The sequence below is a fragment of the Parafannyhessea sp. LCP19S3_B1 genome (assembly GCF_052121955.1).
Lineage (GTDB): Bacteria > Actinomycetota > Coriobacteriia > Coriobacteriales > Atopobiaceae > Parafannyhessea.
In genome coordinates, this window is the sequence record NZ_JBQKDH010000002.1 from 78164 (window position 1) to 95735 (window position 17572).

Here is a 17572-nt window from a genome sequence, read left to right on the forward strand (position 1 = left end):
CTGGCCAACCGCGTTCCACACGCCAGGAGGTTGCCCGTGAGCCCCATAGAAGTCGTGATAATTGGCCTTGCGCTCTCCGCCGACGCATTTGCCGTCACCATATCGAACACCTTTGTCTATTGCGACGAGAGGCGCTCGCGCCTGTTGCTGCAGCCGCTGTTCTTTGGCGCGTTCCAGGGCCTGATGCCGCTTCTGGGCTACTTCCTGGGAGGTCTTGCCGCCAGCCTGATAGAGGCGTACGCCGGCATCGTCACCCTCGTGATCCTGGGCGTGATCGGCGGCAACATGGTGCGCGAGGGCGCGGTCGCGCTCAGGCACCCGGACGAGGTGGAGGAGCACGACGCATGCGTCAGGGGCAAGCGCCTCACGCTGGCACAGCTGCTGTTTCAGTCCGTCGCCACGGCGATCGACGCGTTCGCCGTCGGCGTGAGCCTTCGTGCGCACGCCGTGAACCTCGCGTTTGCGGCGGGGACGATCGCCGTCACGACCGCGCTCTGCTGCCTGGTGGCGCTCGCCATAGGCCGTAGGCTCGGCCACCTCTTGGGCGACCGCGCGGAGGTCGCCGGCGGCCTCGTGCTCATCGCGATCGGCGTGAAGGCGCTTCTGGGCTAGCGGCGGCGCCGGGCGCGGGCTGGCGCGCCATGGCCGGGCCCGCGTGTCGGGGCTTCGTGCGGTCGCGCCCCCGGCGGCATTGGCGTCCGGTCGTGCGGCTACAATCGATGGGAACCACAACCGGCAAGGAGACCCCATGGCAGAGACTCTGTCCGCAACGCAGGACCATCCCAGAAGGACCATCGCCGTCATCGACGGCAACTCGCTCATGCACCGCGCGTTCCACGCGATCCGCCAGCCCATGACGGCGCCGGACGGACGGGCCACGAACGCGCTCTTCGGCTTCTTCAACATGTTCATCAAGATGGTCGAGTCCTTCTCGCCCGATGGCGTGATCTGTGCGTTCGACAAGGGAAAGCCCCAGGTCAGGATTGACATGCTGCCGCAGTACAAAGCGCAGCGCCCGCCGATGGACGAGTCCCTGCACGAGCAGTTCCCCATGGTGAAGGACCTTCTGCGCGCGCTGGACGTGCCCGTGGTGGAGCTCCAGGGCTGGGAGGGCGACGACATCCTGGGCACGCTCGCGCGCCGCGGCGAGGCCGAGGGCTACGACATGCTGCTCTTCACGGGCGACCGCGACATGTACCAGCTCGCGACGGACCACGTGAGGATCGTCGCCACGAAGAAGGGCGTGTCCGACGTGTCGATCATGACGCCGGAGTCCGTGGACGACCTCTACCACGGCGTCACGCCCGAGCTGGTGCCGGACTTCTACGGCCTGAAGGGCGACACGTCGGACAACATCCCCGGCGTGCCCGGCATCGGCCCGAAGAAGGCGGCGGCCCTCATCGTGCAGTACGGGAGCCTCGACAACGTGATTGCGCACGCGGACGAGGTAAAGGGCAAGATGGGCGAGAGCCTGCGCGCCCACATAGACGACGCGCTGCTGAGCCGCAAGGTCGCGACCATCCGCACGGACGCGCCGCTCGACGTGAGCCTTTCGGACGCGAAGTTCCCCACGTTCGACCCCGCCGAGGTGACGAGGGCGTTTTCCGCGCTCGGCTTCACGGGGATGACGCAGCGCCTGGTGCGCCTGGGCGGCTACGACGTGCCGCAGGAGCAGGCGGCTCCCTCGCTCGCGCTTCCGGAGCCGCTTTCCGGTGACGCCGCCGAGAAGCGCCTGGACGCCGCGGTTGCGGCCGGCTCGTGGGTCGCGGCGGCGCTCGAGAGCCCGGACGCGAAGAGGGGCCAGCAGACGGCGCTGTTTGACGAGGCACCGAAGGTGCTGTGGGCGGCGACGGCGGACGACCTCCTGAGGTTCGAGGGAGCCTCCGCGACGTCCGCGCTCGCGAGGCTCGCCCGCGAGGGGCGCCTGGTCGCGGGCGATGCGAAGGCCCTTCTCCACGAGGTGTGTCCCATGGACTCCGCGGAGGAGGCTCTCGTCGCGCCGGAGGAGATGGACGCGGCGAGGCTGTTTGACTGCGGCGTTGCCGGATACCTGCTCGACTCGGACAGCGGGCACTTCTCGGTCGGGGAGCTGTACCAGAACCCGAAGGTGCTGGGCGGCACGCTGCCGGAGCCCACGGACGACGCGCCCGCGGCCGCAATCGAGGCGGCGGCGGCACTTGCGCTGATGCCGCGCCTGTCGGAGCTCTTGGAGAAGGACGGCTCTGACGGGCTGTTCCGCAAGGTGGAGATGCCGCTGCTTCTGGTACTGCTGCAGATGGAGCGCACGGGCCTGCACGCGGACCCGGAGTGCCTGCGCGAGCAGTCCGAGGGCCTTGGCGCGGAGATCGACCGCATGGTGGCGGAGATCCACGAGGCGGCGGGGGAGGACTTCAACATCGACTCGCCGCAGCAGCTGAGCCACGTGCTGTTTGACGTGTGGGGCCTGCCGACGCAGGGCCTGAAGAAGACGCGCAAGGGGTTCTACTCCACTAACGCGAAGGTGATCGAGGGCTTCGCGGACGGCGGCTACGAGGCGAGCAGGTACGTGCGCGAGGTGCTGGACTACCGCGAGCGCGCGAAGATCAAGAACACGTACCTGGACGCTCTGCCGCAGCTCATCCGCAGGGACGGGCGCATCCACACCACGCTGAACCAGACCGTCGCCGCGACGGGAAGGCTCTCGAGCTCAGACCCGAACCTGCAGAACATCCCGACGAGGTCCGAGCTGGGGCACCGCGTGAGGACGGCGTTCACCGTGCCGGAGGGCTGCGTGTTTCTGGCATGCGACTACTCGCAGATCGAGCTGAGGCTGCTTGCGCACCTTTCGGGCGACGAGCACCTGGTCGCGGCGTTCAACGAGGGCGTGGACTTCCACCGTGCCACCGCGGCGCGCGTGTTTGGCGTACCGGTGGACGAGGTGACGCCGCAGCTGAGGAGCCGCGCGAAGGCCGTGAACTTTGGCATCGTGTACGGGCAGCAGGCGTACGGCCTGGCCACGTCGCTCAAGATCGGCCGCGCGGAGGCGCAGGAGATGATCGACCGCTACTTCGAGGCGTACCCCGGGGTCCGCGCGTACCTTGACCAGAGCATCGCGTTTGCGCGCAAGAACGGCTACGCCGTGACGATGTACGGCCGCAAGCGCCACATACGCGACATCAAGAGCCGCAACTTCCAGCTGCGCTCGTTCGCGGAGCGCACCGCGATGAACCACCCCATGCAGGGCACGGCGGCCGACATCATCAAGATCGCGATGACCCGCGTCCCGTCTCGCCTGCGCGAGGAGGGGCTGAGGAGCAGGCTCGTGCTGCAGATCCACGACGAGCTGGACTTCGAGGTGCCGAACGACGAGATCGAGCCCCTTTCCGAGCTGGTGCGCGACACCATGCAGGGCGTGGCGGAGCTGAGGGTCCCGCTTCTGGCGGACGTGAGCTATGGCAAGAACTGGGCGGAGGCGAAGTAGTGGCGAGCTTTGACGACTTCGTGAGGCAGAACCCGGGCGCCGTGAGGAAGGCGCCGGCGAGGCAGATGCGGGTTGTGGTGTGGACGGATGGCTCCTCCAGGGGAAACCCCGGCCCGGGAGGCTACGGGGCCGTGCTTCTGTACACGGACCCCGCGGGCGCGGAGCACAGGCTCGAGCTGAGCCAGGGATACCGCAAGACCACGAACAACCGCATGGAGCTCATGGGCGTGATCGCGGCGCTCGAGGCGCTCAGGCGCCCGTGCGCCGTGGAGGTGCACTCTGACTCGCAGTACGTGGTGAACGCGTTCAACAAGAACTGGGTGGCCGGCTGGCAGAAGCGCGGCTGGAAGAACGCCTCGAAGCAGCCCGTGAAGAACCCGGACCTGTGGAAGCGCCTGCTGAGGGCGATCGAGCCGCACGACGTCACGTTCGTGTGGGTGAAGGGCCACGCCGGCACCGAGCTGAACGAGCGCTGCGACGAGCTCGCGACGACCGCGGCGGACGATCGCGCGCACCTGATAGAGGACGAGGGCTTCTAGCGACTTGTGTCCCCGCACTTGCGCCATCGCGTCGGGACGCTATAGTTAGTGATGGTTAACTTAGGCGTCTGGAGGACGAGATGGCAAACGTCGTGATAGTGGTAGTAGTGGCAGTGGGCTTTGTGCTCGCGGCGCGTCATGCCCTGCAGGTGTTCACGGGCAGGCGGGACTGCTGCGGGGGCGGCGCATGCGAGAAGGGCGCCCGTCCGCGGCCCGCGCGCGTTGCGGACACGGACGAGTCCCATTACCCGTACCGCATGGACCTGCGGATAGCCGGCATGCACTGCGAGGGGTGCCGCCGCAGCGTCGAGGGTGCGCTGGACTCCGTCCCGGGCACGTGGGCAAGGGTCGACCTGATGAAGGGGACCGCGCGCGTGCTGAGCAAGGCGCCCGCGGACGCGGACGCGTACGCGCGGGCGGTGCGCGAGGCGGGCTACAGGGTCGTGGGGTAGGCTCGTGGGGCAGGCCCGCACGGTAGCCCGGCGCGAGCGGGCGCGGGGGTGCGGGCTACGGCCTCCTGAGCCTGCGGCGCCTGCCGGCGGCGATGCTGTCCAGGCACTTCTCGCTCTTCTCGTACTGGTCCTCTGACAGGGGCGTCACGTGGAGCCCGGCGGCCCAGTTGCCGCTCTCGCCGCGCCTGAGGCTGAGGTAGCCGACGACGGAGAACGCGAGCGCGCCGACGAAGTTGACGAGAAGGTCCTTCATGGTGTCGATGAGGCCGATGTCGAGGTAGCCGGAGAACGTGGTCGTGGCCCCGCCGGCCGTCGTGACCGTCGTGCGCGCGATGTCGCGTATGGCGACGCGTCTGCCCTGGTTCGTGGGGTCGAGCGCGACCGACGATATCGCCGTGACGAAGCTGTCCTTCTGCATGTCGAGCCCGAAGAAGGTGTCGAAGCCGAACTCGACGAACTCCCACAGGACGCCGATGGTCATCGAGAAGCAGAACGCGACGATCGCGACGTAGAGCGGGGAGAGGCTGATGGGCTTGTCCGAGCGGTTGAGCAGGTCGACGAGGGAGAAGCCGATCGCGGCGCGCAGGAAGCCGTTCATGGTGTGCAGCACCGTGTCCCACCCGGGGACGAGCACGTAGTAGTGGTCGATCTCTCCCAGGATCTCTGCGGCGAAGATGAACGCGTAGATGATGGCCTGGAAGAGGCCGGGTATCTGGACGCGGGCGAGGTCCTCCACGAAGGCGGGTATGAGGAACAGCACGAGCGAGAGCACGCAGAGCGCTACGTCCTCCCACCTGCCCGTCATCACGCAGCGGACGAGGACCACGAGCACGAGCGCCCGGAGCACCGAGTAGAGGGCGAACGTGTGCCGGTTGAGCGCGATGCGGTCCTTCAGGCGTCGCACGAACGCCCCCGGTCTGATGGCGGGCATGGGTGCCGCCTCCCTTCCTCGGCGCGGCCGCCCGCTAGGCGTCCACGTCCGTCTTTCCGATCATGATGTTGAGTATCTCGACGTCCGTGGGGTGCATGCCCACGCGGCCGACGTAGCCCATGGAGCGGATGGTCTCCTCCGCGTTCTGGCCGACGAGGCCGTCGCCCGCGAGGAAGTTGTCGTCCGAGAGCGCCATGTCGCAGCCCAGGATGGCTGCGTCCACGGCGGCGCAGATCTTGGCGGCGCAGCTGGGCTTCGCCCCGTCGCACACGATGCCACCCACGTTGGCGAGGGTGTTGACGATGGTCGCCTCGAACTGGGCGAACGAGCCGCCGCGCAGCATGCAGATGCCGGCTCCGGCGCCGCAGCTTGCGGACACGGCGCCGCAGAACGCCGACAGCTCGCCGATGAAGTACTTGACGTGGACGGCCGTGAGGTCCGAGAGCACGACGGCGCGCACGAGCTCCTCGTGCGTGCTCCACAGGTCGTGCGCGTACTCCAGCACGGGCTGCGAGCAGGTGATTCCCTGGTTGCCGCTGCCGCAGTTAATCACGACGGGCATGGCGCAGCCGCTCATGCGCGCGTCCGATCCGGCCGCGGCCGCGGCGCGCGCCTTGCAGCTGATGTCGTTGGGGCGGCTGCGCAGGAGGGTGCGACCGATGTTCGCGCCCCAGCGGTTCGTGAGGCCCTCGCGCGAGATGGCCTGGTTCGTACGTATCTGACGCGAGACGAGCTCGTCCACGTCCTCGAGCCGCGCCTCGTGGGCGAAGTCCCAGATCGACTGGAGCGTGAGGGCCGAGCGGTCCGCACCGCCCGCGACGTCCGCGTCCTTCTCGCCCGTGCCGGCCCTTCCCGCGACCGTCGTGGGCCTGCCGTCGAGCGTGAGCTCGCACACGTTGGTGTGGCGCTCCTCGATGCAGGCGACGGCGACGTGCCCCGCGCCCGTCGCCGTGACGCGCACGTAGAGGTTCGGGACGTCTTCGGCGAGCTCGACGTCGCAGAAGCCCGCGGAGACGAGCGACTTCGTGCGCTCGATGTCCTCGGGGCGGACGGACTGGAGCACCTCGAGGTCGCGCGAGGGGTCGCCGCCGATGGCGCCGAGCGTGGCCGCGGCCTCGATGCCGCGCATGCCGCCGGAGTTGGGCACGGTGACGCTCTTGACGTTCTTGATGATGTTTCCGCTGCATGCGACGGTTAGGTGCTCCGGGCGCGTCCGGAGCGCGCCGCTGGCGAGCGCGGATGCGAGCGCGACGGCGATGGGCTCCGTGCACCCCAGCGCGCAGACGAGCTCCTCCTTCAGTATTGCGACGTGGTTTGCGTAGGCGTTCTGGTCCATGGGTTCCTCCTGCGGGGGATCGTTTGCGATGGGCGTGCCGTGGCCTGCGTCAGCGCAGGTCCTGACGGGAGTTGAGGAGGTCCACGATCTCGGGGAGACGGGCGCCCAGGGCCTCTATGGGACCGCGAAAGACGGCCTTCCTCGGCCAGCCGTGGCCGACGTACGCGGTGCTCATGCCTATGTCCGGCCGCGGGAAGTCCCGCGCCGCGTCGTTGCCCACCATGAGGCACTCCTGCGGCGCCAGGCCGAGCTGCGCGGCGAACTCCTGGTAGTAGCGGGCGCACGGCTTCGTGCGCGTTGAGTTCGCGATGTGGCTCACCAGCGCGAAGTCGATGTCGTCCACGCCCGCCCAGCGCATGCGCACGCGGTCGACGTCCATGGTGAGGGTGGGGTTGGTGGCAAGGGCGACCGTCAGCCCCATCGACAGGGCCTTCTCGACCGTCTGGCGCGCGCCCCTCTGCGGCGCCGCCATCACGATGCCGCCCTTGAGGGGCTCGAGGCACTCGCGCTCGTAGAAGCCGATGGCGTCCGCGATGGCCGGGTCGTCCAGGGGAATGGAGGTGAGCGAGAAGAACGTCTCGTTCAGGAGCTGCTCGTTCGTCAGCTGGTCGTCGCGGGTCTGGTCGTTCACGCGCATGTAGCTGCGCGCGAGCCGCTCCATCACGATGGGGTAGGGAATGCCGGAGACCTTCGCGAGTATCCGGGCCTTGCCCGAGGCCCAGCGTGCCACGAACGCCGTGAGGTTTATGTCAAGCAGGGTATCGTCAAGATCGAAAAGCACTGCCCTGATCACGACACGTCCTCTCATAGGTATGAACAACAGAAACATTACTCTTGTGCCCGATAGTTTTGCACGCAAAATGAAATTCCAGAAATCCACAGGTAGTGCTTGAAATCTTGGGTCGATTAAAGGTACTCTATCCCACGCATGGGTAAATTGCCCATGCAAACGTATCTGTAGGCCCCCGAGAGCATGTAAGTTTCCATCTGCGCAAACGCACCTTCGCTGAGCGCCCGGCAGCGATCATGTTGATCGGGGCCCCGTTTTCGAAAGGGGTCCACCTTTGAGTGAGATTCAGAACTCGTCCATCTTCTCCCTGGATGACATGTCCGACGAGGAGATGAACAGCCTCATCGACGGTACGATTACCGACTTTGATGAGGGCGATCTTGTGACGGGCACCGTCGTCAAGATTGAGCACGATGAGGTTCTGCTGGACATCGGCTTCAAGTCCGAGGGCGTCATCCCCGCCCGCGAGCTCTCCATCCGCAAGGATGTCAACCCCGAGGACGTCGTCTCCCTGGGCGACACCATCGAGGCCCTCGTTCTCCAGAAGGAGGACAAGGAGGGTCGCCTGATCCTCTCCAAGAAGCGCGCGGAGTACGAGCGTGCCTGGAACCGCGTCGAGGAGAAGTTCAACGCCGGCGAGAACGTCGAGGGCGAGGTCATCGAGGTCGTCAAGGGCGGTCTTATCCTCGACATCGGCCTGCGCGGCTTCCTGCCCGCCTCCCTCGTCGACCTTCGTCGCGTCAAGGACCTCAACGCCTACCTCGGCACCCGCATCGAGGCCCGCGTCATCGAGATGGACCGCAACCGCAACAACGTCGTCCTCTCCCGCCGCGTCGTCCTCGAGGAGGCCCGCAAGGCCGAGCGCTCGGAGATCCTCTCCAAGCTCAAGCCTGGCATGCGCCTTCGCGGCACCGTGTCCTCGATCGTCGACTTCGGCGCGTTCGTCGACCTCGGCGGCATCGACGGCCTCATCCACATCTCCGAGCTCTCCTGGAACCACGTCAACCACCCCTCCGAGGTCGTCAAGGTCGGCCAGGAGGTCGAGGTTCAGGTTCTCGACGTGGACCTCAACCGCGAGCGCATCTCCCTTGGCCTGAAGCAGACCACCGAGGATCCCTGGAGGACCCTGGTCAAGAAGTACCCCGTCGGCGCCATCGTCGAGGGTACCGTCACCAAGCTCGTCACCTTCGGCGTCTTCGTCGACCTCGGTGACGGCGTCGAGGGCCTCGTGCACATCTCCGAGATGGCCAAGCAGCACGTGGACCAGCCGTCCCAGGTCTGCTCCGTGGGCGACAAGGTCCAGGTCAAGGTCATGGAGATCGACCTCGATCGTCGTCGCATCTCCCTGTCCATGAAGGCCGCTGCCGAGACGCTGGGCGTCGAGGTCGAGGTCAAGCCTCTGGACAAGCCCGAGGAGGACGAGAAGCCCGTCGAGGAGTAGCCTCGAGCCACGCCTTTAGGTGCATCTTCGCGAGGGGTCGCTACGGCGGCCCCTCGTTCTTCTCTGCTGGGTCCGTGCCTTTGCCCGCGGACTAGAAACTGCCATAATGGGCACCATGCAATGTAGGTAGATTCGGGCGCGCCTGGGCGCACGGGAACGAGGGGTCTGGTCAATGGCTGACTTCAAGAACAAGGTCGAGGACTTCATGCGGGGACGCAACGGTGCCGACGAGCTGGGAATCGCGACGCTCGAGCTTGCGGTCATCCTTGCAATCGTAAACATCTTCGCGAACAACACCGTCATCTACGTGCTGATTCTGCTACTTATTGCGTATGCCGTGTTCAGGATGGTGTCGACGGACGTCAACCGCCGCCGCAAGGAGAGCATGGCGTTCGCATCGAAGCTGGGCCCCGCGCGCCCGTGGATCACGAACCCGGCAGCCGCGCTGCAGAACGCCCGCACGTACAAGCACGCGACGTGCCCCAACTGCCACCAGCGCGTCCGCGTCCCCAGGGGCAAGGGCCACATCCGCATCACGTGCCCGCGCTGCAAGCAGAAGTTCGACATCCACTCGTAGGCGCCGCAAGGCAACACGGGGGTGGAGAGGGGACGGTCGTGCCTTGCGCGCGGCCGTCCCCATGCGTTAGGCACGTGCCTTGGCCGTCGGTTGCGCTCCGTCTGTTGGTTTTTGGGATGGGCGCATGGCACATCCCCGGCGTGAGATGATAGTGTGCCGCAGCGCGTCTTGCGCGGAAGAGCGAAGGGTGGGCAGCATGTACATCGTGTTCCTTGCGGGTGGCATCGCGTCTGGCAAGTCGACCGTGGCTCGCGAGCTCGAGCGCCTGGGCGCGTGGCGCATAGACCTGGACCGCATATCGCGCGACGTGCTCGAGCCCGGGGGCGAGTGCACGCTCGCGATAGCGGACGCGTTTGGGCAGGACGTGCTCGACCCCAACACGGGGGCGCTGCGCAGGGGCCTACTCGCAAAGCGCGCCTTCGCGCGTGAGGATGCGGCGCGCCTGCTAGAGAGCATCGAGCTTCCCTACATAAGGCAGAGGCTCGAGCAGGCGCTCTCGCAGGACGCATGCGCCTCGGCGGAGCCGCCGTGCGCCGTGGTGGAGGTGCCGCTGCTCGACCGCATGGAGGACTCGCTCGGCATGGCCGACGAGGTCGTGTGCGTGACCTGCCCCGTGGCGGTGCGTCGCGAGCGCGCCATCGGCCACGGGATGTCCAAGGAGGACTTCGACGCGCGGGCGGCGCGCCAGCCAAGCGACGACTACCTGCGCTCGAAGAGCGACGTCGAGATCGTGAACGACGGGGACGAGAAGGACCTTGCGTCCAAGGTTCGCGCGTGGTGGGAAGCCCACGAGCGAGCCGGTTGGAAGGCGGGCGGCGAGAGGGACGTGATGCATGGCTGACACCAGATTCTGGCGATGGTTCAGGACCATACCGATCGTGTGCATGCTGGCGGTGTGCGTCGCCTGCGCGGGGGCGAGCCTCCTTCCCACGCAGATCGTGAGGCGCGTGTTCTATCCCGTGGAGCACGCGGACGTGATCGAGCGGGCCTCCCAGCGCTACGGCGTGGACGAGTACCTGATCTGCGCGGTCATCAAGTGCGAGTCGAACTGGGACGAGCAGGCGCAATCCTCGGCGGGCGCCGTCGGGCTCATGCAGCTCATGCCGTCGACGTCCGAGGCCGTGGCGAAGATGGGTCTGGTGGACCCGTCCGCGTACCCGCCCGACAACCTCACCGATGCGGAGACGAACATCATGTACGGCACGGCGTACCTCTCGTACCTGCAGAAGAACCTCTCCTCGCGCGACCAGGTCATCGCGGCGTACAACGCGGGGCTCGGCTCGGTGTCGAAGTGGCTCGCAAACGGGGACGACATCTCGTCACAGATACAGTACTCCGAGACGGCGTCCTACCTCGTGAGGGTGAACGAGGCGTACGACCGCTACAAGCAGTTCTACCCGGACGGAATCCAGTCCCAGGGGTAGACTTTCCCGCGCATTGTTGGGTACACTTGTTCTAGTTCGTTTCTCTCGCTTTGGAGGGTGCATGGGTCAGGTGGCATCGGATGGCGCGCGTGATATCCCGCGGGGAGACTCGCCCGCCGCGGAAGAGCGCTCGTTCGTGGACGAGAAGGGCGAGCGCATCGAGTACGAGCCCCTTGCCGGGACGCGCGAGGCGAAGGAGCGCTACGGCGCGGAGCTCAAGCGCTTTGGCATGGAGCATGGGGACGAGCGGCTCGAGGTCGTCTCTCCCTACCAGCCTGCCGGCGACCAGCCGAAGGCCATCGCAAGCCTGGCGAAGGGCGTGAGGGACGGCCTCCGCTACCAGACGCTTTTGGGCGTCACGGGGAGCGGCAAGACCTTCTCGATGGCAAAGACCATCGAGGCGGTGCAGAAGCCCACGCTCATCATGGAGCCCAACAAGACGCTCGCGGCGCAGGTCGCGAGCGAGATGCGCGAGCTCTTCCCCAACAACGCCGTCGTGTACTTCGTGAGCTACTACGACTACTACCAGCCCGAGGCCTACGTTCCGCAGACGGACACGTACATAGAGAAGGACGCCTCCATCAACGAGGAGGTCGAGAAGCTCCGCCACCAGGCCACGTCGAGCCTCCTCAGCAGGCGCGACGTCATCGTGGTCGCGTCAGTCAGCTGCATCTACGGCATCGGCAGCCCCCAGGATTACGCGGGTCTTGCGCCGAACGTGGACAAGAGCGTGCCGCTGGAGCGTGACGACCTCGTGCACGAGCTCATCGACATCCAGTACGACCGCAACGACTACGACCTGCAGCGTGGCATGTTCCGCGTGCGCGGCGACACCGTGGACGTGTTCCCGCCCTACGCGGAGAACCCGCTGCGCATAAGCTTCTTCGGCGACGAGGTGGAGCTCATCGCGGAGATAGACGGCGTCACGGGCGAGGTCGTCCGCGAGTACGACGCGATCCCCATCTGGCCGGCGTCCCACTACGTCACGGCGCGGCCAAAGATCAACCACGCCATCAAGACGATAGAGGAGGAGCTCGAGCACCGCGTCAAGGAGCTGAAGGACAACGACATGATCCTCGAGGCGCAGCGCCTGAGCCAGAGGACCGGCTACGACATAGAGATGCTCGAGACCATGGGCTACTGCTCCGGCATCGAGAACTACTCGAGGCACATGGACGGCCGCAGGCCGGGCGAGCCGCCGTACACGCTGATCGACTACTTCCCGAGCGACATGCTCTGCATCATCGACGAGTCGCACGTGACGGTGCCGCAGATCCGGGGCATGTACGAGGGCGACCGCTCTCGCAAGGTCACGCTCGTGGACCACGGCTTCCGCCTTCCGTCCGCGCTCGACAACAGGCCGCTGCGCTTCGACGAGTTCGAGCAGCGCATTCCCCAGTTCATCTACGTGTCCGCGACCCCCGGAGACTACGAGGAGCACGTGAGCCAGAACGAGGTGGAGCAGGTCATCAGGCCGACGGGCCTGCTCGACCCAGAGGTGGAGCTCAGGCCGGTGCGCGGTCAGATAGACGACCTCCTGGACGAGATAAAGGTCCGCGTCGCCCGCAAGGAGCGCGTGCTCGTGACCACGCTCACGAAGCGCATGGCGGAGGACCTGACGGACCACCTCCTGGACGAGGGCATCCGCGTGAACTACATGCACTCGGACACGGCGACCCTCGACCGCATCGACATCATCCGCGACCTGAGGCTCGGCAGGATAGACGTGCTCGTGGGCATCAACCTGCTGCGCGAGGGCCTGGACATCCCCGAGGTATCGCTCGTCGCGATACTCGACGCGGACAAGGAGGGCTTCCTCCGAAACCGTCGCTCGCTCATCCAGACCATGGGCCGCGCCGCGCGAAACGCCCAGGGCAAGGTCATCATGTACGCCGACAGCGTGACGGACTCGATGCGCGAGGCCATGGACGAGACGGCGCGCCGCCGGCGCATCCAGATCGCGTTCAACGAGGAGCACGGCATCGTCCCGAAGACCATCAAGAAGTCGATCACGGACGTCACGAGCTTCATCGCCGAGGCGGACGAGACCCTTGGCTCCAAGTCGCGCGTGGACGGCAAGTTCTTCACCGCGGCCGGCGGCGAGGGCGAGCTCCAGGGGGATGCCGAGGAGGAGCACGAGAGAACGGTCCAGTCCGTGGCGGACGAGCTTCTTGCCCTGCCGAAGCAGGAGGTCGCCCAGGTCATGGGCTCGCTTCAGGACGAGATGCTCCAGGCGTCCGCGGACATGGATTTCGAGCGCGCCGCACGCCTCCGCGACCAGATCGTTGAGCTGCAGGCGCGTCTGGAGGGAACGAGCGAGAAGGACGTGATGGACCGCCTGAAGGCCGGTGCGCGCAAGGGGTCGGCCCACGCCACCCGCAGGCACTACAAGCGGAAGAAGCACTAGACGGATGCGTCGGTCCCTCCGCCGGCGCGCCCGCACTCCCTGAGCGTGCGGACGAGGAGCCCCGAGCTCGCGGCGTCGTCTCGCACGATCCTGGCCAGCGCCCTGCTCGCCCGCTCCTCCCTGGTGTCGTCGCGCGCCCACTCTGGCATCCGACTGCGGACGTCCTCCGTCGCATGCCGCCACGCAAGGGCGAGCGCGCGCCGGATGAGCCCCGCGATGCCGGCGGCCGCCACGAGCGCGCCGCCGATGCCGAGCGCGGACACGCCGTGCGAGAAGAGCGGCACCCAGCAAACCTGGAGGGCGAGGCATACGAGCACCTGGAACGGCCCGTCGTCCAGCCGCTCGTCGACGCACTTGTCGCAGAGCGCGCGGCTGTACGGCCTCCACTCGACGTCCCCGTCCTCACCGGACCTGCGACCCAGGTACACGGTGGCCATGCCCTCGGCGTGCCTTCCGCAGAGGATGCAGTCCTTCTCGCCTGCGGTCTTCTTGCCTTGGGGCGCCATGCCGTCGATTTCCCGGGAGTCCCTCTTGGGGTGGAGCCGTGCCATGGTGAGCCTTTCGACATCGAGAATAAAACGTAATAGAACGTTATCACATTCCTGGGGATCGGCGCCGGTCATGGCAGCCGGGCGCCTAAACGTCGCAATTGGGCACGCTCGTCCATGGGATGGGTGCGAAATACGTGGCCTACCCTTATATTTAGATAAAGAGTTGTTATGGCCGGGGGGAAAGTTTCCCCTTGGCGCTGGCGTTTGGAGGGCTTGGCATGAAGCTTGAGGAAGGCGGTCTGACCCCGCTTTACCAGCAGGTGATGGAGGACCTCAAGGACGACATCGAGCGTGGAAAGTACCCAGCGGGCTGCCGCATCCCCTCCGAGGCGGAACTCTCGCAGATGTATTCCGTGAGTAGGATCACCGTGAGGAGGGCCGTCTCGGAGCTCGCTGCCGAGGGCTACCTCAGCAAGAAGCAGGGCAAGGGCACCTTCGTGAACCGCCGCAAGCTCATTCGCAAGATTTGCCAGAAGAGCGAGATCCAGAGCTTCACGGAGACCTGCGCGGAGGACGGTCGCGTCGCGGGCGCGAAGGTGCTGGGCGTCGAGGTCGTGAAGGCGCGCGAGGCCGAGAGGGAGTTCCTGGGCCTTGGGGAGGGAGCCGAGCTCGTCCACGTGAAGCGCCTGCGCACGGCGGACGGCGTGCCCATCATGCTCGAGAACAACTTCTATCCGCTCGAGGGCTTCGAGTTCCTGCTCGAGGCGGACCTTCAGGACGCGTCGATCTTCGACTACGTGAAGAGGCGGACCGGACGCGTCCCCCGCGGCGACGACCTCTGCACGCTCGAGGTGGTCCGCGCGAGCCCCGAGGAGGCGTCGGCCCTGAAGGTGTCGGTTGGGGAGCCCCTGTTCTACGAGAAGATCGACTTCACGGACCAGGACGGACGCCCGTTCCTGATAGGCAAACAGTACATCGTGTGCAGCCTGTACGTCTTCAACATCTGACACGATCCATGGCCCGCGCCGCCCGCGGGCCATATTGTTGCGCTTAGGAAAACGCTCGAGGCGGAGCTGCCGCCCGGGATTGCATTACGTACTATAACGTTATATAACAAGATATAACGTGCGAAGGTACGTGTCAGCAGTCTATACGGGAGGTGCCGCATGTCAGGGGAGAGCTCGAGTCGCAAGCGCAGGTCGTTCAGCCTGCCGCACGTGTACACCATCGTCTTCTTGCTGATGGTGGTGTTCGCAGTGCTCACGTGGATCGTTCCGTCAGGCTCGTACGAGCGCAAGACCATCCAGACCGCCGCGGGCGAGAAGGAAGTCGCCGTGGCGGGAACCTACAAGCCGCAGGACAAGGTCTACACCGACTCCAAGACGGGCGAGAAGGTCGACCTCCGCTGCAGCGTGATGCAGCTGCTCGAGGCACCGACCCAGGGCATCCAGGCCGCCGCCGACGTCGTGGCGTTCGTCCTTCTCATCGGGGGGTCGTTCGCCATCATCACGAAGACGAACGCGATAAACGCGGGGCTCAGCCACGTCATCGGAAGGTTCAAGGACCGCGACATCCTCATCATCCCCATCGTGATGGTCCTTCTCTCCATCTGCGGAACGACGTTTGGCATGTCGGAGGAGGCGCTCCCGTTCTACGCCATCTTCATCCCGATCATGATGGCTCTGGGATACGACTCCATGACGGCGTTCCTCATCTGCTTCATGGGACCGAACATCGGCTACATCGCCTCGACCGTGAACCCGTTCAACGTCCTCATCGCGCAGGGCATCGTCGGCATCGAGGGCAACCCCCAGCTGTGGCTGCGCGCCATCGTCTGGGTCGTGTTCACCGCGCTCGCAATCGTCTGGGTCATGCGCTACGCCCACAAGGTGAAGAGGGACCCGCAGAGCTCCATCACCTACAAGGACGACATCCAGAAGCGCGTGGAGTTCTCCGTACAGGACGACGCCATCGCGCAGCCGTTCTCCGGGCGCCAGAAGGGCGTGCTCGTGGTGTTTGCGGTCGGCATGGGCATCATCATCTGGGGCCTCGTCACCCAGCACTGGTACATGGACGAGATCAGCGCCGTGTTCTTTGGCATGGGCGTGCTGTCCGGCATCGTCGCTGGCATGAGCGAGCGCGAGATCGCGGAGGAGTTCGTCCACGGCATCGCGGACTTCGCCTACGCAGCCATCATCATCGGCCTCGCCCGCTCCATCCTCGTGATCGCCGAGAACGGTATGATCATCGACACGATCCTGAACGCCATGGCCACGGCCCTTGCCGGCGTGCCCGCGCCCGTGTACACCACGCTCCTCTACGTCGTGCTTGGCCTCCTGTCGCTGCTCGTGCCGAGCTCCTCTGGCCTCGCCGCGCTCACGATGCCGATCCTGGGGCCGCTCACGCAGCTCATGGGCGTGAACCCGGAGGCCGCGGTGACCGCGCTCTGCCTCGCGAACCAGACCATCAACTCCATCAGCCCCACGGCGGGCATGACGGTCGCGGGACTTTCCGTCTCTAAGATCAGCTTTGGCCAGTGGTGGAAGACGTGCTGGAAGTTCATCCTGCTCATCGCGGTACTTGGCGTGGTCGTGACTGCAATTTCCGGCCTTCTGCCCGCATAGCGGCCGCAGCGAGCTGCGCATGCTGAACGTGTGGGGCGTGAACGCGGCCCTCGCGGTGAGTGACGGACGCGTCGTGTACGACGAGCTTGGATAGTCTTATTGACAAAGGGAAGGACAGGAGAAGGACATGGACGCAAAGGACTTTGCAAGGCAGGCGCTGGGCGAGAAGGGCACCGTCTCGCAGGTGTACTGGGTGGCGTGCGGCGGATCGGTCATCGACCTGTACCCCGCGCACTGCCTGATTAACGCAACAAGCAAGAGCATCGTGAGTGGCATCTATACGGCCGCCGAGTTCAACGCGTTTGCGCCTGCGCAGCTTGGGCCATCGAGTGTCGTCGTTACGTGCAGCCACAGCGGCGGCACGCCCGAGACCATAACCGCGACGCGCCTTGCGAAGGAGCGCGGCGCCTACGTCCTCACCATGACCAACCGCGCCGGATCGAGGATCGACAACGGTGAGTGGCCGTGTTGGGTATACGAGTGGGAGGACGACACGCCGCAGGCGGCTCGCCCGGCCGGGTTCTCGCTCGCGTTCGCGGCGGAGCTCATGGCGGCGCAGGACGGCTACGATGGCCGCGAGGCGCTTGCCCGGGGCCTTGCCCAGCTCGACCCCATCATCGCGGCCGCAAAGCCGCGCGTGGCCGCGGACCTTGGCCCCCGCTTCGTGGGGCTGTGCCAGAAGCATGACTTTCTCTACGTCCTGGGCTCCGGTCCCACGTTCTGCCAGACCTACGGCTTCGCCATCTGCTCGCTCATGGAGATGCAGTGGCAGAACTGCTCGTACGTCAACTCCGCGGAGTACTTCCACGGGCCGTTCGAGTGCACGGAGGACGGCGTGTTCTACTTCCTGCAGAAGGGCGCCGGCGCCAACCGCGCCATCGACGAGCGTGCGGAGCGCTTCCTGAAGACGCATACGGATGACCTCGTGGTGCTGGACTCCGCGGCGTACGGCATGGCGGACGTGGACGAGTCCGTGCGCACCTACCTGGATCCCATCTTCTTCTACGAGATGAACGTCACGCTGCGCGGCGAGCGTGGCAAGGCGTTCGACCACGATCCGGACGTGCGCCGCTACATGGGCGTCGTCGAGTACTAGGCGG

At 66.2% G+C, this 17572-nt stretch carries 16 protein-coding genes; 12 read left to right on the forward strand and 4 right to left on the reverse strand.

All coding sequences use genetic code 11. The features are described from left to right. Nucleotides 1–36: 36 nt before the first annotated feature. The 4 genes from ACTQWE_RS01220 to ACTQWE_RS01235 all read left to right on the forward strand — a co-directional run bounded on the left by ACTQWE_RS01220 (nt 37) and on the right by ACTQWE_RS01235 (nt 4451). On the forward strand, nt 37–612 hold the full coding sequence (locus ACTQWE_RS01220) for a manganese efflux pump MntP (RefSeq protein ID WP_170104399.1): 576 nt from the start codon (nt 37–39) through the stop codon (nt 610–612). 136 nt (nt 613–748) lie between these two features. Next, complete coding sequence (gene polA, locus ACTQWE_RS01225; protein WP_441921198.1) at nt 749–3460, forward strand: DNA polymerase I; 2712 nt, start codon at nt 749–751, stop codon at nt 3458–3460. 65 nt (nt 3461–3525) lie between these two features. Continuing rightward, nucleotides 3526–3999: a ribonuclease HI gene (gene rnhA / locus ACTQWE_RS01230; protein ID WP_170104452.1), complete on the forward strand. Its 474-nt coding sequence runs from the start codon at nt 3526–3528 to the stop codon at nt 3997–3999. Between the two features lie 80 nt (nt 4000–4079). Next, nucleotides 4080–4451, forward strand: coding sequence for a heavy-metal-associated domain-containing protein (locus ACTQWE_RS01235; protein WP_441856049.1), 372 nt, complete (start codon nt 4080–4082; stop codon nt 4449–4451). A 55-nt stretch (nt 4452–4506) separates the two neighbouring features. On the opposite strand, the gene ACTQWE_RS01240 is transcribed toward ACTQWE_RS01235, so the two are convergent. From ACTQWE_RS01240 to ACTQWE_RS01250, 3 genes are read right to left on the reverse strand one after another with little or no spacing between them, the layout of a single operon-like run. Next, nucleotides 4507–5382 carry a hypothetical protein gene (locus ACTQWE_RS01240; protein WP_441921199.1) on the reverse strand — a complete coding sequence of 292 codons (876 nt, stop codon included), beginning with the start codon at nt 5380–5382 and terminating at the stop codon, nt 4507–4509. 34 nt (nt 5383–5416) lie between these two features. Then, nucleotides 5417–6718, reverse strand: coding sequence for an L-cysteine desulfidase family protein (locus ACTQWE_RS01245; protein ID WP_441856046.1), 1302 nt, complete (start codon nt 6716–6718; stop codon nt 5417–5419). A 49-nt stretch (nt 6719–6767) separates the two neighbouring features. Continuing rightward, nucleotides 6768–7511: an HAD family hydrolase gene (locus ACTQWE_RS01250; protein ID WP_373577573.1), complete on the reverse strand. Its 744-nt coding sequence runs from the start codon at nt 7509–7511 to the stop codon at nt 6768–6770. Nucleotides 7512–7782: 271 nt separating this feature from the next. On the opposite strand from ACTQWE_RS01250, the gene rpsA reads away from it, so the two are divergent. From rpsA to uvrB, 5 genes are all read left to right on the forward strand, one after another. After that, entirely contained in the window at nt 7783–8949 is a 1167-nt protein-coding gene (rpsA, locus tag ACTQWE_RS01255; RefSeq protein WP_090846760.1) for a 30S ribosomal protein S1, read from the forward strand. 172 nt (nt 8950–9121) lie between these two features. After that, nucleotides 9122–9526, forward strand: a complete 405-nt coding sequence (locus ACTQWE_RS01260) for a hypothetical protein (RefSeq protein ID WP_170104405.1) — start codon at nt 9122–9124, stop codon at nt 9524–9526. A 196-nt stretch (nt 9527–9722) separates the two neighbouring features. Further along, complete coding sequence (gene coaE, locus ACTQWE_RS01265) at nt 9723–10367, forward strand: dephospho-CoA kinase (protein ID WP_441856044.1); 645 nt, start codon at nt 9723–9725, stop codon at nt 10365–10367. Next, nucleotides 10360–10950, forward strand: coding sequence for a lytic transglycosylase domain-containing protein (locus ACTQWE_RS01270; protein ID WP_441856042.1), 591 nt, complete (start codon nt 10360–10362; stop codon nt 10948–10950). The genes coaE and ACTQWE_RS01270 overlap by 8 nt, the downstream gene beginning before the upstream one ends. Nucleotides 10951–11179: 229 nt before the next feature. After that, on the forward strand, nt 11180–13357 hold the full coding sequence (gene uvrB / locus ACTQWE_RS01275) for an excinuclease ABC subunit UvrB (RefSeq protein WP_441856139.1): 2178 nt from the start codon (nt 11180–11182) through the stop codon (nt 13355–13357). On the opposite strand, the gene ACTQWE_RS01280 is transcribed toward uvrB, so the two are convergent. Beyond that, complete coding sequence (locus tag ACTQWE_RS01280) at nt 13354–13908, reverse strand: hypothetical protein (RefSeq protein ID WP_441856040.1); 555 nt, start codon at nt 13906–13908, stop codon at nt 13354–13356. The genes uvrB and ACTQWE_RS01280 overlap by 4 nt on opposite strands. Nucleotides 13909–14126: 218 nt before the next feature. On the opposite strand from ACTQWE_RS01280, the gene ACTQWE_RS01285 reads away from it, so the two are divergent. The 3 genes from ACTQWE_RS01285 to ACTQWE_RS01295 all read left to right on the forward strand — a co-directional run bounded on the left by ACTQWE_RS01285 (nt 14127) and on the right by ACTQWE_RS01295 (nt 17568). Then, nucleotides 14127–14855, forward strand: a complete 729-nt coding sequence (locus tag ACTQWE_RS01285; protein WP_441856039.1) for a GntR family transcriptional regulator — start codon at nt 14127–14129, stop codon at nt 14853–14855. 159 nt (nt 14856–15014) lie between these two features. Continuing rightward, entirely contained in the window at nt 15015–16472 is a 1458-nt protein-coding gene (locus tag ACTQWE_RS01290; protein ID WP_441856038.1) for a YfcC family protein, read from the forward strand. Between the two features lie 127 nt (nt 16473–16599). Continuing rightward, complete coding sequence (locus tag ACTQWE_RS01295) at nt 16600–17568, forward strand: SIS domain-containing protein (RefSeq protein ID WP_441856036.1); 969 nt, start codon at nt 16600–16602, stop codon at nt 17566–17568. Nucleotides 17569–17572: the final 4 nt, after the last annotated feature.

Coding starts and splice junctions, on each gene's coding strand:
- ACTQWE_RS01285 (WP_441856039.1), top strand. CDS start 14,127: ATGAAGCTTGAGGAAGGCGGTCTGACCCCGCTTTACCAGCAGGTGATG.
- ACTQWE_RS01235 (WP_441856049.1), top strand. CDS start 4,080: ATGGCAAACGTCGTGATAGTGGTAGTAGTGGCAGTGGGCTTTGTGCTC.
- ACTQWE_RS01290 (WP_441856038.1), top strand. CDS start 15,015: ATGTCAGGGGAGAGCTCGAGTCGCAAGCGCAGGTCGTTCAGCCTGCCG.
- ACTQWE_RS01280 (WP_441856040.1), bottom strand. CDS start 13,908: ATGGCACGGCTCCACCCCAAGAGGGACTCCCGGGAAATCGACGGCATG.
- polA (WP_441921198.1), top strand. CDS start 749: ATGGCAGAGACTCTGTCCGCAACGCAGGACCATCCCAGAAGGACCATC.
- ACTQWE_RS01240 (WP_441921199.1), bottom strand. CDS start 5,382: ATGCCCGCCATCAGACCGGGGGCGTTCGTGCGACGCCTGAAGGACCGC.
- coaE (WP_441856044.1), top strand. CDS start 9,723: ATGTACATCGTGTTCCTTGCGGGTGGCATCGCGTCTGGCAAGTCGACC.
- uvrB (WP_441856139.1), top strand. CDS start 11,180: ATGGAGCATGGGGACGAGCGGCTCGAGGTCGTCTCTCCCTACCAGCCT.
- ACTQWE_RS01260 (WP_170104405.1), top strand. CDS start 9,122: ATGGCTGACTTCAAGAACAAGGTCGAGGACTTCATGCGGGGACGCAAC.
- ACTQWE_RS01295 (WP_441856036.1), top strand. CDS start 16,600: ATGGACGCAAAGGACTTTGCAAGGCAGGCGCTGGGCGAGAAGGGCACC.
- ACTQWE_RS01270 (WP_441856042.1), top strand. CDS start 10,360: ATGGCTGACACCAGATTCTGGCGATGGTTCAGGACCATACCGATCGTG.
- rnhA (WP_170104452.1), top strand. CDS start 3,526: ATGCGGGTTGTGGTGTGGACGGATGGCTCCTCCAGGGGAAACCCCGGC.
- ACTQWE_RS01245 (WP_441856046.1), bottom strand. CDS start 6,718: ATGGACCAGAACGCCTACGCAAACCACGTCGCAATACTGAAGGAGGAG.